This is a genomic window from Dyadobacter linearis (assembly GCF_907165045.1).
Lineage (GTDB): Bacteria > Bacteroidota > Bacteroidia > Cytophagales > Spirosomataceae > Dyadobacter > Dyadobacter linearis.
In genome coordinates, this window is the sequence record NZ_CAJRAU010000007.1 from 47,448 (window position 1) to 63,638 (window position 16,191).

Annotated in this window: 13 protein-coding genes; all 13 read left to right on the top strand. The window is 48.7% G+C overall.

Annotated elements, in window-relative coordinates:
* Window positions 1-50: 50 nt before the first annotated feature.
* From KOD92_RS21305 to cobC, 13 genes are read left to right on the top strand one after another with little or no spacing between them, the layout of a single operon-like run.
* Window positions 51-1,373, top strand: coding sequence for a cobyrinate a,c-diamide synthase (locus tag KOD92_RS21305; RefSeq protein WP_215235631.1), 1,323 nt, complete (start codon window positions 51-53; stop codon window positions 1,371-1,373).
* Window positions 1,370-5,653 (top strand): cobaltochelatase subunit CobN, encoded by a 4,284-nt coding sequence (gene cobN / locus KOD92_RS21310; RefSeq protein WP_229254791.1) that lies wholly within the window; start codon window positions 1,370-1,372, stop codon window positions 5,651-5,653. The genes KOD92_RS21305 and cobN overlap by 4 nt, the downstream gene beginning before the upstream one ends.
* Window positions 5,653-7,566: a magnesium chelatase subunit D family protein gene (locus KOD92_RS21315; RefSeq protein WP_215235632.1), complete on the top strand. Its 1,914-nt coding sequence runs from the start codon at window positions 5,653-5,655 to the stop codon at window positions 7,564-7,566. The genes cobN and KOD92_RS21315 overlap by 1 nt, the downstream gene beginning before the upstream one ends.
* Window positions 7,563-9,077 carry a cobyric acid synthase gene (locus tag KOD92_RS21320; protein WP_215235633.1) on the top strand — a complete coding sequence of 505 codons (1,515 nt, stop codon included), beginning with the start codon at window positions 7,563-7,565 and terminating at the stop codon, window positions 9,075-9,077. Before KOD92_RS21315 ends, KOD92_RS21320 begins: the two co-directional genes overlap by 4 nt.
* Window positions 9,071-10,093, top strand: a complete 1,023-nt coding sequence (locus KOD92_RS21325) for a pyridoxal phosphate-dependent aminotransferase (RefSeq protein ID WP_215235634.1) — start codon at window positions 9,071-9,073, stop codon at window positions 10,091-10,093. The genes KOD92_RS21320 and KOD92_RS21325 overlap by 7 nt, the downstream gene beginning before the upstream one ends.
* Complete coding sequence (gene cbiB / locus KOD92_RS21330; RefSeq protein ID WP_229254792.1) at window positions 10,072-11,022, top strand: adenosylcobinamide-phosphate synthase CbiB; 951 nt, start codon at window positions 10,072-10,074, stop codon at window positions 11,020-11,022. Before KOD92_RS21325 ends, cbiB begins: the two co-directional genes overlap by 22 nt.
* Window positions 11,022-11,552, top strand: a complete 531-nt coding sequence (locus KOD92_RS21335) for an AAA family ATPase (RefSeq protein WP_215235635.1) — start codon at window positions 11,022-11,024, stop codon at window positions 11,550-11,552. The genes cbiB and KOD92_RS21335 overlap by 1 nt, the downstream gene beginning before the upstream one ends.
* Entirely contained in the window at window positions 11,549-12,718 is a 1,170-nt protein-coding gene (locus KOD92_RS21340; protein ID WP_215235636.1) for an ABC transporter substrate-binding protein, read from the top strand. Before KOD92_RS21335 ends, KOD92_RS21340 begins: the two co-directional genes overlap by 4 nt.
* Window positions 12,715-13,293, top strand: a complete 579-nt coding sequence (locus KOD92_RS21345) for a cob(I)yrinic acid a,c-diamide adenosyltransferase (RefSeq protein WP_215235637.1) — start codon at window positions 12,715-12,717, stop codon at window positions 13,291-13,293. Before KOD92_RS21340 ends, KOD92_RS21345 begins: the two co-directional genes overlap by 4 nt.
* Complete coding sequence (gene cobU, locus KOD92_RS21350) at window positions 13,294-13,797, top strand: bifunctional adenosylcobinamide kinase/adenosylcobinamide-phosphate guanylyltransferase (protein WP_215235638.1); 504 nt, start codon at window positions 13,294-13,296, stop codon at window positions 13,795-13,797.
* A 5-nt stretch (window positions 13,798-13,802) separates the two neighbouring features.
* The gene (gene cobT / locus KOD92_RS21355) at window positions 13,803-14,825 is read left to right on the top strand and encodes a nicotinate-nucleotide--dimethylbenzimidazole phosphoribosyltransferase (RefSeq protein WP_215235639.1); all 1,023 of its coding nucleotides are present in this window, start codon (window positions 13,803-13,805) and stop codon (window positions 14,823-14,825) included.
* On the top strand, window positions 14,822-15,607 hold the full coding sequence (locus tag KOD92_RS21360; RefSeq protein ID WP_229254793.1) for an adenosylcobinamide-GDP ribazoletransferase: 786 nt from the start codon (window positions 14,822-14,824) through the stop codon (window positions 15,605-15,607). The genes cobT and KOD92_RS21360 overlap by 4 nt, the downstream gene beginning before the upstream one ends.
* Window positions 15,592-16,155, top strand: a complete 564-nt coding sequence (gene cobC, locus KOD92_RS21365; protein WP_215235640.1) for an alpha-ribazole phosphatase — start codon at window positions 15,592-15,594, stop codon at window positions 16,153-16,155. Before KOD92_RS21360 ends, cobC begins: the two co-directional genes overlap by 16 nt.
* Window positions 16,156-16,191: the final 36 nt, after the last annotated feature.

Below are 16,191 nucleotides of genomic sequence, written 5' to 3' on the forward strand. Positions count from 1 at the left end.
AAGGAGCTTTTAACACATTCAATGTCAGTTAAAAGAATGGAAGCAACGGCATGAAATCACACTTTCTGATCTCAGCACCATCAAGCAATTCGGGTAAAACGACGGTTACCCTGGCACTGCTGCGCGCGCTGAAAAATCGGGGATTAACCGTGCAGCCCTTTAAATGCGGCCCGGACTACATCGACCCGACCCACCACGCGCATGCTTCGGGAAATATCAGCATCAATCTGGACACATTCATGGCTTCTGAAAGTCATGTAAAGGAACAATATCAGTCCTATTCCCAAGCTGCGGACGTATCGGTTACCGAAGGCGTGATGGGTTTGTTTGACGGGGCCGACAAAATGAGAGGAAGCAGTGCGGAAATTGCCGGGCTGCTCGACATTCCCGTAATCCTCGTGATGGACGCAAGATCCATGGCCTATTCTGTTGCGCCGCTTCTTTATGGATTAAAAAATTTCAGAAAGCAGATCAATGTTGTCGGTGTGATCTTCAATTTCGTAAACACAGCATCGCATTATAGTTTTTTGAAAGATGCCTGCGCAGATGTCGGCATTGAGCCATTGGGTTATTTGCCAAAAAATGAAGCGCTTCAAATTCCTTCCCGGCATTTAGGGCTACATATCTCATCAGAAACTGATTATGAAGTAATTATCGAAAATGCAGCGCACGCGATTGAAGCAACCATTGATATAAAACGCCTGCTGGAAATCACTCAATATTCAAAGCCTGACACACATTTTAAAACCACTTTTTTACCAAAACAAAACTTGCAAATAGCAATCGCCCGCGACGAGGCATTTGCATTTACTTACCACCAGAACATTCAGGTGCTTTCCACTTTTGGCCAAATCAAATGGTTTAGTCCGCTGCACGATGACACAATGCCGCCGGCTGATTTTCTGTATTTGCCCGGTGGCTATCCGGAGCTTTATTCAGCGCAGCTCAGCAATAATCACAGCATGCGTGAAAGCATTAAGGCATACTGCGAAAGCGGCGGACTGACTTACGCTGAATGTGGCGGGTTAATGTATTTAGGGGAAAATTTAACAGATAATAATGGACAAACATTTGCTATGGCCGGCGCGCTCAAATGCAGCACGACCATGCAAAACACGAAAATGACATTGGGTTACCGCACTGCCATTTGGGAAGATTTTTCATACAAAGGACACGAGTTTCATTACTCAGATTTTCACACCAATGAGCTGGAAAAACTGCCCGTCCAGTTCCTAAATGCAAAAGGAATTGAAACACACACCCGGCTTTACAGACACAAAAACACCTTCGCTTCCTATATGCACGTGTATTGGGGCGAGAACGAACATTTCATCAATAAGCTATTGAAAATGAAAGGCTTGACGCGGTTATGAAAGAAATCAAACGCCAGCGGATTACCCGCGCCGACGGAAAGTCGATCAACCTCGTGCAGCGCCGGGGACATTTATCCTATTGCTATAATGCGTGCTGCTGCGGGCGGGTGGATAGGGGATATGCGCCCGTTCCGGTGGAGCTTTACAAAACCGAATGGCTGAAACGTAAGCTTCGCAACAAGGTCCACATGACCAAAGGCGGCTGCCTCGGACCGTGCACGCTGGCTAATGTGGTAACGCTGCTGTTCGACGGACATTCAGTCTGGTTTCATTCCATTAATAATGACTGGCAGATCCTGGCCATTTTTGATTACATCGAAAGCATGGTTCAGGCCGATCGCTATCTCGTGCCACCTGCTGACCTAGCCGAATATGTGTTTCAATTTTACACCTGGAAAGGCTCCGAAAATGCAACATTGGCCGGCATTGTCGCCCAACCCACAGAAGGCATTGTATTCCTGACCCACGCTGACACTGACCTGCTGGCCCTCGACCGCACGATTCAAATTTTACCCGAAGATTTTCCCAAAACCATGGGCATGAGCCTGACCGGGATCAGAAGTGAAGAACAAATGGCGCAATTGCTGGAACGTGAACTGGCTGAGGCAAAGATCATTGTCGTCCGCGTTCATGGCAGGCTAAGCACGATTCCAGGGTTCAGTCAGCTCGTCCATCTTGCCAATCAGCGCGGGCAATATCTGATCGTCGTCAGCGGGACAGGCGAATTCAACCCCGAATTTGCCGCCGTATCCACGGTTACGCCTGATGTTTTGCAGGAAACATTGCATTACCTGAATGCAGGTGGTTATGCCAATTTGTATTCGTTATTATGCTATCTGTCAGACCATTTGCTCATCACCGGCTTTGGTGCGGAGCCGCCGGCAGCATTGCCTGAGCACGGTATTTATCATCCCGATTTGCCCGAGAACGCAGACATTTCTGACTGGCTGAAATATCACGATTACGCGCTCCCGACGGCCGGATTAACATTCTATCGTGCACATTGGATTAGTGGAAACACCGGTTTTGTGGATGCCATGATCCGCTCGCTGGAAGATCAGCGGCTGAATGTCCTTCCCGTTTTTACATCATCATTAAAATCCATAGATCCGAACACCGGCAAACCGCAGGCCTTTCAATATTTCGAAAATTCCGTGAAGCTGGATGTGCTGGTGAATACAATATCTTTTGCCATGACGGACTTACAGCCTGCGGGGACGGTCAGCAAACCGCAATCGTCCCTGACAGCGCTGGACGTGCCGATCTTACAAGCCATTACGAGCGGCATGAGCCGCGGCCCCTGGGAAACTTCCTCGTGCGGATTGAATCCATTGGACACCGCCATGAACGTCGCTATTCCTGAATTCGACGGCCGCATTATCACGGTTCCGGTTTCTTTTAAGGAAAAAGGCATCACAAATAAAGGTTATCAGGCCGTTGAAAACCGTGTTGACCGCGTTGCAGGGCTGGCGGCCCGATTTGCAAGATTGAGACATTTGCCCAACAGCAAAAAACGTATTGCTTTTATTTTTACCAATTCAAATACAAAAGCTTCGCAGGTTGGTAATGCAGTCGGGCTCGATGCGCCGGCCTCTTTAATGAATATCCTGAATGCCATGATGGCGGAGGGTTATCAAATTTCGAATCTCCCCGAATCAGGAACGGCGTTGATCCACGAATTGATCGACCGCTGTTCGTATGATGAAAATTATTTGACGCCGCAGCAGCTTGCGCTCGCGCCGGGCCGTGTTGCAATTGATCAATATAAACATTGGTTTGAAGAACTTCCCGAGCAGGCGCGACAGAAAATGGTCAAACAATGGGGGCCGCCGCCGGGCGAAACTTATGTGCATAACATGCACATTGCATTGGCCGGACTGGATCTGGGCAATGCATTTGTGGCTTTGCAACCGCCCCGCGGCTACGGCATGGATCCCGACGCCATTTACCACCAGCCCGACCTGCCGCCAACGCACCATTATTATGCATTGTATCGCTGGCTGCGCGATGACTGGCAGGCTGATGCAATCGTGCACGTAGGCAAGCATGGCACATTGGAATGGTTGCCGGGCAAAGGAATTGGCTTGTCCGAAAATTGCTTTCCGGATGCATTTCTGGCGGATATGCCACTTTTTTATCCGTTTATTATCAACGATCCTGGCGAAGGTTCACAGGCCAAAAGACGTGCCCATGCAGTCGTGGTTGACCATTTAATGCCGCCTATGACGTCTGCGGACACCTATGGAGAGCTCGCGCAGCTCACCCAGTTGGTGGACGAATATTATCAGGTTGAAAGTCTGGACCCTGCCAAGTTGCCATTGCTGCAAAGGCAGATCTGGGAACTGATCAAGCAAACCAATCTGGACGCAGACCTTTCGGCGATGCTCAGCCGCGATCATGGCGATCACAAACACGATTGGGATGATGAAATGACGCCCGAAGGCGTGCCGGTCAGCATTGCCGAAATGGATGGAAAAGATGTAGCGCATTTGATCGAAGACATTGACGGCTATTTGTGTGAACTGGGTGCTGCACAGATCAGAAATGGTCTGCATACGCTGGGTGAAATGCCTTTGGATCAATCACTTGTGGATATGCTGCAAGCGCTGACGAGGTTGCCTAATGCCGACGTGCCAGGTTTACAGTCGGAGCTGGCCGCATGCTTTAACATTGACCTCGAATTGATTCTGGCAAGAAAAGGCGAGCGACTCACGCACGTTTCTCCACAATTACAGGAACTCGCAGGCCGCCCGGTTTTGACGGGCTCAGATGCGCTGGAAACATTTGACGAGCTGTCGCAGCATTTGTTTACCTTATTAATGAAATACGGATTCCAGGTTCCTTCGATTAACCAGACATTGTTTGAAACATTCAACATTCCCCCCGCAGATCGCAGACTTTCGGGCATTTATCAGATCCTTGAATTTGTTTGTAAACATTTGGTTCCTAATCTCGCGCAGACTGAAAATGAGATCAATAACCTGCTGCATGGACTGAGCGGTGGTTATGTTCCTGCTGGTCCGAGCGGGGCGCCTACGCGGGGAATGGCGCATATTTTGCCGACAGGCCGCAATTTCTACGCAGTCGATCCACGGGTTTTGCCTTCCAAAGCCGCGTGGGAAGTGGGCCAGCAGCTCGCAAAAGAAGTTCTTGACCGGCATTTAAAAGAAACAGATCGCTATCCCGAGCGTGTGGGCATCAGCATATGGGGCACAAGCGCCATGCGGACACACGGCGACGACGTGGCCGAAGTGCTTGCATTGCTGGGCGTAAGGCCGGTTTGGCAGGCCGAAAGCCGCAGGATCACGGGTGTAGCAATGATCCCGCTTTCCGAATTAGGCCGTCCGCGCATTGATGTTACGATTCGCATTAGTGGCTTTTTTCGGGACGCATTTCCGCATTTGATCGAGCTCATGGACGAGGCCGTGCAAATGGTGATCACAGCGGATGAGCCGCTTTCTCAAAACTTTGTAAGAAAGCATTATTTCGACGATCTTCTTGCATTGCAAAAGGACAATAATCTCTCAACCGACGAAGCCGAGGAGCGCGCTGCTTACCGGATTTTTGGCGCAGCTCCCGGAAGTTACGGCGCTGGAATTCTGCCACTTATCGATGAAAGGAACTGGGAATCAGATGCTGATTTTGCCAAAGCTTATCTCAACTGGGGCGGTTATGCTTATTCGCGCAGTGCGGCCGGCGTTGATGCGCGGGCGGAATTCAGCACGCAGCTTGCGGGTGTCGAAATCGCCTTGCATAATCAGGATAACCGTGAGCACGACATCTTCGACAGCGACGATTATCTGCAATTTCATGGCGGCATGATCGCCACCATCCGCAACCTGACCGGGAAGCAGCCGCGCCATTATTTCGGCGATTCGCAAGATCCCGCCCGGCCGGTTGTCAGGGATTTGAAAGAAGAAACATTGCGCGTTTTCCGCACCCGCGTAGTGAATCCCAAATGGATTGAAAGCATCAAAAAACACGGTTACAAAGGCGGCCTCGAATTGACGGCAACGGTGGATTATCTTTTCGGTTACGACGCCACAGCCAAAGTTGTGGATGACTGGATGTATGAAAAAGTGGCCGAAAGCTATGTATTGGACGGTTCTATGCAGGATTTTCTAGCCGAAAGCAATCCGTGGGCGCTCCATGCGATCTCGGAGCGATTGCTGGAAGCGGTCCAGCGCGGCATGTGGGCGGAGCCTTCGGAAACGGTTTTGGAAGGGTTAAAAGATTTGTATTTAAAAAGTGAGGCGGAAGTCGAAACGAGAACAGAATAATGCAGCATTATCCATTTACGGCCATTGTCGGGCAGGAAAAGTTGAAGCAAGCATTGCTGCTTTGCGCGGTCAATCCGGGCATAGGCGGCGTGCTCATCAAAGGTGAAAAAGGCACGGCCAAAACAACGGCAGCACGTGGTTTACAGTCGGTTATGCCGCTGGTTAGCGAACTCGAAACAGCGACTTCAGTGCCTTTTGTTGATCTGCCCATCGGTGCTTCCGAGGACCGCGTATTGGGCAGCCTCGATTTGCAGGCCATTCTTTCGGAAAAAAAGAAACAGCTGCTTCCGGGGTTGCTGGCGGCTGCACATGGCGGCATTCTTTACATTGACGAAGTGAATTTGTTGCCGGATCATCTCGTCGATATTTTGCTCGATGTGGCTGCTTCCGGCGTGAATACGATTCAGCGGGAAGGCCTTTCGGCAAGTCATCCTGCGAAATTCATTTTGATTGGGACGATGAATCCCGAAGAAGGCAACCTGCGTCCTCAGTTTCTGGACCGGTTTGGTTTAATGGTGGAAGTGGGCGGGGACTTTGATGTGCTGTCAAGAATTGAAGTCGTCAAGCGCAGAATGGCTTTTGAAGCAAATCCGCATTCTTTTTGCCAAGATTATGAAAATGAGCAAAATGTGCTGAAAGTCCGGATAGCAAACGCTCAAAACTTGCTGCCGAGTGTTGAAATGCCCGACGGACTACTTTCACTAATTAGCCAATTGTGCATTGAATCGGGCATAGCGAGCTTACGTGCTGACATTGTGATGTACAAAACGGCCATTACAATTGCCGCGCTCGAAAATCGCTTGCTTGTCAATACGGCGGACATCACTCAGGCAGCGGCGCTCGTGCTGGCGCATCGCAGATCTAAAAGAATGCAGTCTCCAAATCCAGGAAGCCAGTCGCCCAATGGTGAAAGTGAATTGCAAAATTCTGATAATCAATCTGCTAATCCCAAGAACAATAATAAACCGAAAGAGGAATCTAATGTCAGCCCTGAAAGTGAGCCGGGCAACGACGAATCGAGCATAGACAAGTCAAATGCTGAGGGCGAATGCGGTGAGGGGAAATGTGCCGACTCTCCGGACGAAAAAATATTTGGAATAAATGTCAATGTGGAGGCGCCAGCGCTGCAAGTAAAACCAGCCGGCAATGTCAATGATTGGCTTGAAGGGCGAAGAAGCAAAGCGTCGGGCACGCCACAAGGATTTAAGATTCGCACGGAAGCGGGTTTTGCTGGAAAAAATATCGCTCCGACGGAAACTTTGCTGAACGCCATTATTCGTAATCCGGATAACATTTCAATTAAAAAAGAAGATGTGCATTATGCCATTAAATCTGGTAAAACAGGGCATTTGATCCTGTTTGTAGTGGATGCATCGGGCTCGATGTCAGCGGGAAAGCGGATGGAAGCTGTGAAAGGAAGCGTGCTGAGCTTGTTAAATGACGCTTACCAAAAACGAGATGCTATCGGCGTCATTGCGTTTCGGGGTGTGGAAGCAACTGTGTTATTGTCGCCCACTTCAAGCACGGAAATGGCCGAAGCGGCATTAACAAATCTGCCAACCGGCGGCCGCACGCCGCTCGCCCACGCATTGCAGCTAGCCAGTGACATATTGCAGCAACACGCAAGAAAATCGGATTCAAAGCCTTTGCTCATCCTACTTAGTGACGGAAAAGCCAATGTCCCGCTTCCGGGCGGTGGCGACGCATGGGCGCAGGCGCTGGAATGCGCAGTTGCGATCAGAATGTCAGGTGTTGAGGCGATGGTGATGGATACGGAAAACGGGTTTTTACGGATGGGCAGGGCGGCGGAATTGGCTGCTGCATTGGGTGCGGAATGCGTGTCGCTGGACACATTGTCTGAGCAGAATTTGACCAAGAAAGTTTCTTCCAAACTCAATCTGCAAGCCAAATGAATGAAATAAGCGCTAAAAATAAAGATAGAAAGCTGCGGCCGATCATGTTTGTCGGGACGGGCTCTGATGTAGGCAAAAGTGTCATAGCAGCAGGATTTTGCAGAATTTTTAAACAAGACGGGTTTAGTCCAGCACCGTTTAAAGCGCAAAATATGTCCTTAAACAGCTATGTAACTGCGGAAGGACTCGAAATGGGACGTGCGCAGGTGGTGCAGGCAGAAGCCTCGGGCATCCCGTGCGAATCGGATATGAATCCGGTGCTTTTGAAGCCCACAAGCGATCAGTCTTCTCAGGTGATTTTGAATGGAAAACCGGTGGGCAACCAGTCTGCCCATGCCTATTTCATGGCCAATGATCGTCACGAATTATTCGCTGCCGTGAAAGCCGCATTTGACCGACTTTCGCAAAAATATCACCCAATTGTTCTCGAAGGCGCAGGCAGCATTTCAGAGCTGAACCTGAAACATCGGGACATTACCAATCTCAGAATGGCCGCCCACGCCGGAGCCGCGACTTTCCTGGTCGCTGACATTGATAAAGGCGGCGTTTTTGGAAGCGTTTACGGAACGATCGCATTGCTTTCAGCGCAGGAGCGCGCGCTGATGCAGGGAATTATCATCAATAAATTTCGGGGAGACAGCCGCCTTTTTGAAGACGGCAGACGCATGCTGGAAGAGCTGACAGGCTTGCCGGTCGTAGGCGTGTTGCCTTACTTTCGGGACATTCACATTGAAGAGGAAGATTCAGTTTCGCTTGAAAAAAAATACCGTCTGGCAGCAACAGGCAAAGTAAATGTGGCCGTCATTCTGCTCCCCCGACTTTCCAATTTCACGGATTTCGACAGGCTGGAAAGTGACGAGCGGGTCACTTTATTTTACAGCCAGGATCCGGCCGAAATTGAAAAAGCAGACATTATCATCATCCCCGGCAGCAAAAACACTACCGAGGATATGCTGGCCATTAAGAACAATGGCATTGCCAGCGCCATTCTGAGATCGCACAAATCTGGCAAAACGGTGGTGGGCATTTGCGGTGGTTATCAAATGCTTGGCGCTGAAATTTCAGACCCGCAAGGCGTGGAAGGCAGCATTGCCTCGATCCCGGGATTGGGCATTCTCCCGCTGACTACTGAGCTGCAAACCAGAAAAACCACAATGCAATGTTCCTTTTCATTTTTAAACAATCCGGCCAAATGCACAGGTTATGAAATTCACATGGGCACGACGAAAATTCATGGCCAGCCATCACCTGTGGCCGTTTTCGAAGACGGTCGCCAGGATGGTTTTTTATTGAATGAAAAAACGTGGGGCTGCTACATTCACGGCATGCTCGACAATGATCATATCATTGATTATTTGCTAAAACCATATGCCGCCAGCCTTGAAAAACCACGCATTTCCATTCATGATTTTAAAGAAGAACAATACGATAAGCTGGCGAACATGATCCGTCAGCATGTTGATATAAATTTGATTTACAATAGTTTATATAAAGAACCACGCGTATGCTGACAGGTCACGGAGACGATGCTTACCGATACGAACGCGAAATCATCGCAGATTTCAGCACCAATGTCTGGCATGGCGGAGCACCGGCTGGGTTGAAAGCATATCTGTTTGAAAACATCGACCGGGTTGAGCGCTATCCGCAGGTTTTATCAGAAAACCTCACTCTGAAAATAGGAAATCACTACGAACTCCCAGCCAGTAACGTGCTCGTTTGCAACGGAACCACCGAGAGCATTTACCTCATTGCACAACTGTTTTCGGACAGCAAAACCACCATTATAACACCCAGCTTTTCTGAGTATGAAGATGCATGTCAGATTTTCAATCACGAGCTGACTTACCTGCCTTGGCAACAGGCACTGGTAATGCCGCAGCTTCGGTCGGACGTCGTTTTTATTTGCAATCCCAACAATCCCACAGGCAGCTATTTTCCTGATTTGCAATTCTGGATTAAGAGAAGCCCCGGTTGCATTTTCGTCATTGACGAGGCATTTATTGATTTTACAATGGGCATCGAAAGCGCGATAGATCTGGTGAAAAAGTACCGCAATGTCATTATCCTTCGCTCGCTTACTAAAACCTATTCGATCCCTGGATTGCGGCTGGGTTATCTGCTGGCCAACGATGAAATCGTCGCGCAGCTGACTGCTATCAAGCAACCCTGGACGGTGAATGTAATGGCGCAGGCGGCGGGGGAATTCATTTTTGACAACCTTAATGTATTGCAGCTTCCTATTTCGGCAATGTCGAATGCAAAGGAAGATTTTGTCAGACAACTTAAAGAAAATGACGCCCTTGCCATACAAGATAGCGCGACGCATTTTTTCCTCTGCAAAACATTGGTAAGGAATGCTGCACAGCTCAAAGATTTCCTCATTCAACATCACGGCATTCTGATTCGCGATGCAGGTAATTTCCGCGGATTAACAAGGCAGCATTTCAGACTCGCAACGCTGACTCCCGAAAAAAATCAACTCCTTATCGACGCGCTCAAAGCATGGAACAAGCTGCATTACTGATCGTTCCGCTGCTGGCCGGATACGCGCTCGACCTTTGGCTCGGCGATCCCGAAACTTGGCCACACCCGGTAAAAGTCTTCGGAAACCTGATCGCCTGGGGCGAAAAGCGACTAAATAAAGGTTCATTCAAATTCATAAAAGGAGCCATCTTGACGGTAATTCTTGTTGGGGCTGTTTTAATTTTTTTTTATTGTATTCGTGCCTTATTTGCGGCCGCCGATGCGGCTCATTCGTGGCTAGAAATTGCATGCAACACAATCCTAATCTGGTACGGCCTTGCGAACAAAACCTTAATCCAGGAAGGCAAAGCCGTATTCCACCAACTCAACAAAAACGGCTTAACCGCCGGCAGAAACCAGCTCTCACGCATAGTTGGCCGTGAAACCAAAAATCTCACAGAAAACCAAATCCGCATCGCGGTCCTGGAAACAATGTCCGAAAACCTGAGTGACGGCGTCGTCGCACCGCTCTTCTATTATATGCTAGGCGGCGTCCCAGCCATGATGGCCTACAAAATGATCAACACGCTCGACTCGATGATCGGTTATAGCAGCACCCGTTATGAGCAATTTGGAAAATTTGCAGCCAGGCTGGACGACCTCGCAAACCTCATTCCAGCCCGGTTAACTGCATTATTAATGGTTTTGGTCACATTCAGCGGACGCGGAATGCAGCACATTTTCAGGTTCGGGAACAAGCACAAAAGCCCAAACGCCGGTTACCCGGAAGCTGCACTCGCAGGCATTCTGGATTGTCGTTTTGGTGGCCCGAATGTGTATTACGGCATGTTGGTTCAGAAGCCTTTTATAGGTGAAAATGAACGTGAGATTGAACCCCACGAAATTGAATATGTCAGTCGCATTAATCACCTGGTTTGTCTGGCAATGGTGTTGATATGCTGTTTATGGTTTGTATTAAAATATTCGTAATGCCCTCATTTATAATCACCGGCGGACCAGGATCCGGAAAAAGCACATTGTTGAATGCACTTGAAGCATCGGGATTTCAAACCATTCCGGAAGTTTCCCGCGAGCTGATCCGCGCGGAAGTGGGTGCTGGCGGAATGTGTCTGCCCTGGATCGATTTGCCCTGTTTTGCCCGGAAATGTTTGGAGAAAATGCAGGCTGATTTTCTTGCTATTAGCACAACTGAACCAGTCTTTTTTGACCGCGGATTGCCCGATATCATTGCCTATTTAAATGTTGGAAAAATCACCGTCGATCCCACGCTGCTCGAAGTCTGTTCGACTCATCGCTACAACACAAATGTCTTCATCGCGCCGCCCTGGGAGGAAATTTATGTCAACGACGACGAGCGCTGGCAGACTTTCGCGGAAGCCTGCACATTGTACAAAGCCATTAAAGTTGCATACACAACGCTGGGTTATCGGCTGACTGAACTTCCCAAAGTTTCCGCAGCGGAAAGGGCCGATTTTATCATTAAACAAATAGCCGGATGAAATTGAACTTGCAGATTTTGCTCTTCCTGCTCACGATTCTAGCCGGTTGCAGCAGTTCTTCGGCGCTCTATGAAAAAAATGAACTGCGCAGAGAGGGCAATGCGACATTCAAAGAGCGCGTGCAAATCAGGCACGCCAAAGGGTTTTTGATCACTTATCATAAAAATTATAAGCTGCTCCAAATCATTAGTCCTTTTGAAAAACAGGCTGATACTGCCACTTATCTACTCGTTCCGCGCGGTAATGCGCGACCGAAAGGTTATCCCGAAAGCCAGGTGATCGAGATTCCGGTCAGGAGTTTGGTGGCCATGTCTTCGATGCACATTGGGCTCATCGGGTTTCTGGAAGCCGAAGATGTGCTGACGGGATTGGGCAATGTGCAATATGTTTCTTCACAGCGCGTGCTCGACCGCATCAAGGCAGGGAAAATTAAGGAAGTAGGGAAGGATCAGGGACTTAACGAAGAATTGCTGCTGACGATGCAGCCCGATCTGGTGATGGCGACAGGGACTCCGGTTTCTAAAATGGACCGGTTCAATGGGCTTAAAGCTGCGAAAATTCCAATCCTGGTTAATTCTGAATGGGTGGAAACGACGCCGCTGGGACGGGCAGAATGGGTGAAGCTGATGGGCGCGCTGCTTAATAAGGAAGACGAAGTGAACAGGCGTTTTGATAAAATAGAAAAAGAATATAATCGCCTGGCCGCAGTAGGCACAAATGCAGCCACAAAAACAAGTGTGATCACCGGGATGCACTCGCGTGACGCATGGTTTGTACCGAATGGAAACAGCTATGTCTGCCGGTTTTTGAAAGATGCGGGTGCAAGTTATTACTGGGAAAAAACAAAGGCAATGGGCAGTCTGCCGCTCAATTTTGAAACTGTATATCCGGTCGCGCTGGATGCTGATTTTTGGCTGAATGTGAGCATTAGTAATGTGAAATCCAAGCAGGAGTTGCAGGCCAAAGACAGTCGTTATGCCGATTTCAAAGCATTTAAAACAGGAAAAGTTTACGGTTATCACCTCCGGGCAAATGACCAGGGCGCCAATGATTATTGGGAGTCCGGCGCCGTTAACCCGCAGGATGTGCTGGCCGATCTGATCAAAATTTTGCATCCGGAGCTTCTTCCGGATCACGAACTCATTTATTATAAACAGCTGAAATGAAAATTTACACCAAAAAAGGAGATAAGGGCACAACGGGGCTGTTCGGCGGGAGCCGGGTCGATAAAGATGACGTTCGCGTGGAATGCATGGGCACGCTGGATGAAGCGAATTCGACCATTGGTTTGCTGCGCGTCAAGCTTGGCGTGGAACATGAATGGCAGGCTAACCTGCACAAAGTTCAGAAGGATCTGATGGATATGATGTCACATCTGGCCCGGCCGTCTGATGCCAAAAAAGAGAACAAAAACCCGATGCCGGTCGACGGCGCTGAATTTTGTGAAAACTGGATCGATGTGCTGGAAGCGGGCATGAGCTCGCCTTCGGATTACTTTCTCTTGCCGGGTGGAAATGAAGTTTCCGCGCTTTGCCACGTTGCCCGGACCCAAATGCGGCGCGGCGAACGAAGACTTGTTTCGCTCATGAAAACCGACGAAGTCCACGAAGCCATTCCGGCTTACATTAACCGCCTATCCGACCTGTTTTTCACCCTCGCACGCGGTGAAATGGACAAGGCAGGCGTGGCGGAGGAAAAGTGGCAATTGTTTTTGTACAAACGTTTTAAAACGGCCGAATAGATGATCATTTATGTCAGTGGTGGCGTCAGGAGCGGTAAAAGCCGATTTGCGCAAGAGCTTGCATTACAACGAAGTGCAAATCCGGTCTACATCGCCACCGCCAAAATCTGGGATGATGATTTTGCAAAACGCGTGCAAATGCACCGGAATGAGCGCGGGCCGGAATGGACGCTTTTTGAACGGGAACGGGATCTGCATTTATTGCCGCTGGAAAGCCGCAATGCCGTCATTGATTGCGTAACGCTTTGGCTGACAAACCTTTGGATGGAGCATGGTCAAAGCATTGAGCAAACATTAACTGCATTCAAATCCGAAATTGATGCGCTTTCCAGAATTGACGCTACGCTCATCATTATATCCAATGAAATCGGGATGGGCGTGCATCCGGAGACGGAAATGGGAAGAAAATTTGCGGATCTGCAAGGGTGGGCCAATCAATATGTTGCCGCCAAAGCGGATCAAGCGGTTTTTATGGTTTCCGGGCTGCCTCTTCAACTTAAATAATGGTTATGTCACAAACAGATCTCGAAGCTCAGATTCAGCAGAAAATTGATTTTAAAACAAAGCCGGCGGGTTCGCTGGGAATGCTGGAACACATTGCTTTCCAGATTGCAAATGTTCAGCAAACGCTGTCTCCCGAACTCAGTAAGCCGCATATCGTCGTTTTTGCAGGCAGTCACGGCATTGCCAAAGAAGGCGTGAGCGCTTATCCTGCCGAAGTAACCGCACAAATGGTTCTCAATTTCCTGAACGGGGGAGCGGCCATCAATGTCTTTGCCAGGCAACACGAGATTGAGCTTGTTATCCTAGACGCTGGGGTTGACTTTGTTTTTGAGAATGATAAAAAACCGGTTGACGCAAAAGTAGGCTTTGGCACGCAAAGCTTTCTGGCGGCAGAAGCAATGACGGCGGAACAATGTGCCGAATGCTTTACCAGTGGAGCCGCGATTGTGAAAGACATTAGAGAAACGGGCTGTAACGTCATTGGATTTGGTGAAATGGGCATCGGTAACACGTCTTCCGCCGCAGTCATCATGAGTAAATTGCTCGACCTTCCTATTGCGGAATGTGTGGGAAAAGGAACAGGATTGGATGCGACGCAATTGGAAAACAAGCTTTCTGTTTTACAAAATGCTTTAACATTTCATGAGCAAGTCGGAAATGATCCGATGCAGATTTTGCGAACGTTCGGCGGATTTGAAATTGCGATGATGTGCGGTGCGATGCTGGAAGCGCACAGGCAAAATATGATCGTGCTGGTCGACGGGTTTATCGCTTCCGTCGCGTTTTTAGCTGCATTTAAAATGAATAATAAGATCATCGAAAACGCGGTTTTTTGCCATCAGTCAGACGAAAAAGGGCACAGGCTTTTGCTCCAAAAGTTGAATGCAAATCCGGTGCTGCAACTCAATATGCGGCTGGGCGAGGGGACCGGATGTGCGGTCGCTTACCCATTAATAAAAAGTGCCGTGGCTTTTTTCAATGAAATGGCCAGTTTCGACAGCGCGCAAGTGAGTCAAAAAACGGCATGATGAAAAAGCAACTGACCTTGTTTTTTGCGGCGTTGCAATTTTACACGCGGATTCCCATTCCTGCTTACATTCAACATGATCCTGATAATCTCAATCCGGCAACAAGGTTTTTGCCGCTTGTGGGCTGGATCGTCGGCGGCGGGGCTGCATTGGTTTGGATGTTGATAGCGCTCGTGGATGTGCAGGTTGCGATTATCTGTTCCATGATCGCTTCCGTGCTGATCACCGGCGCTTTGCATGAAGACGGATTCGCGGATTTCTGTGACGGATTTGGGGGCGGGTGGACGAAAGAGAAAATCTTGCTGATCATGAAAGACAGCCGGATCGGAGCCTATGGCGTCATTGGATTAATTGGAATGTTAGCCTTGAAATTCAGCCTTTTAAATGCACTTTCTAATTCTACAAATGCTGCAATTATTGGTTTCTGTATGATTACAGCACATGCATTAAGCCGGTTTATGTGCGTCATAATCGTTTATTATTTTTCCTATGCGCGTGAAACGGAGGATAGTAAAGCTGCATTTGTCGCTAAAAGAATGCTTGTTTCGACATTCGCTGTTGCAGGTCTATTTGGTGTAATGCCGCTTTTTTTTCTTGCTTTTACATTAAAATCTGCTGCGGTTTTCATGGTCATTCCGGCGCTGGCAGTGGTAACGTTGTTAATGGGGGGCTATTTCAAAAAATGGATTGGCGGTTACACCGGAGATTGTCTTGGGGCCGTGCAGCAGGTTTGCGAAGTATTGTTTTACTTTTTCCTGTTGATCGTATGGAGGTTTATCTAATCAGACACACCAAACCATTGCTTACACCCGGACTGATTTACGGACATTTGGAAGTGGAGCTTGCAGCGGGATTGGAAACGGAATTAGACAACATCAGGTCGCAGCTTCCAATCCATTTCGACGCCGTTTATTCAAGTCCGTCGACGCGGTGCACGCTTCTTGCCAAAGCCATTAACCCAAATTATCGAGTCGATGAGCGGTTACGCGAGCTGCATTTCGGTGATTGGGAAGGGAAAACGTGGGATACGGTTGATCAGGCGGATCTGAAATTTTGGATGGAGGACTTTGTAAATGTGCGCATTCCGGGCGGTGAAAGTATGCTGGATTTAAAAGGTCGTGTTGAAGACTTTTTTACAATACTCAATCATAGTCCAGATGAGAAAATTGCAATCGTTACCCACGGCGGCGTGATCCGGCTATTACTCACATTACTAGCTGATAAACCCCTCCATCAATGCTTTGAAATGAAAGTCGATTATGCATCGGTTTTTAAAATAGATAGGTTGTCAACTGATCGCATTTACAGCTCTAATGCAAACAGGGTTTAAGAAAGACCATTAAAAGCTTATCCCGCAGGCGATTTT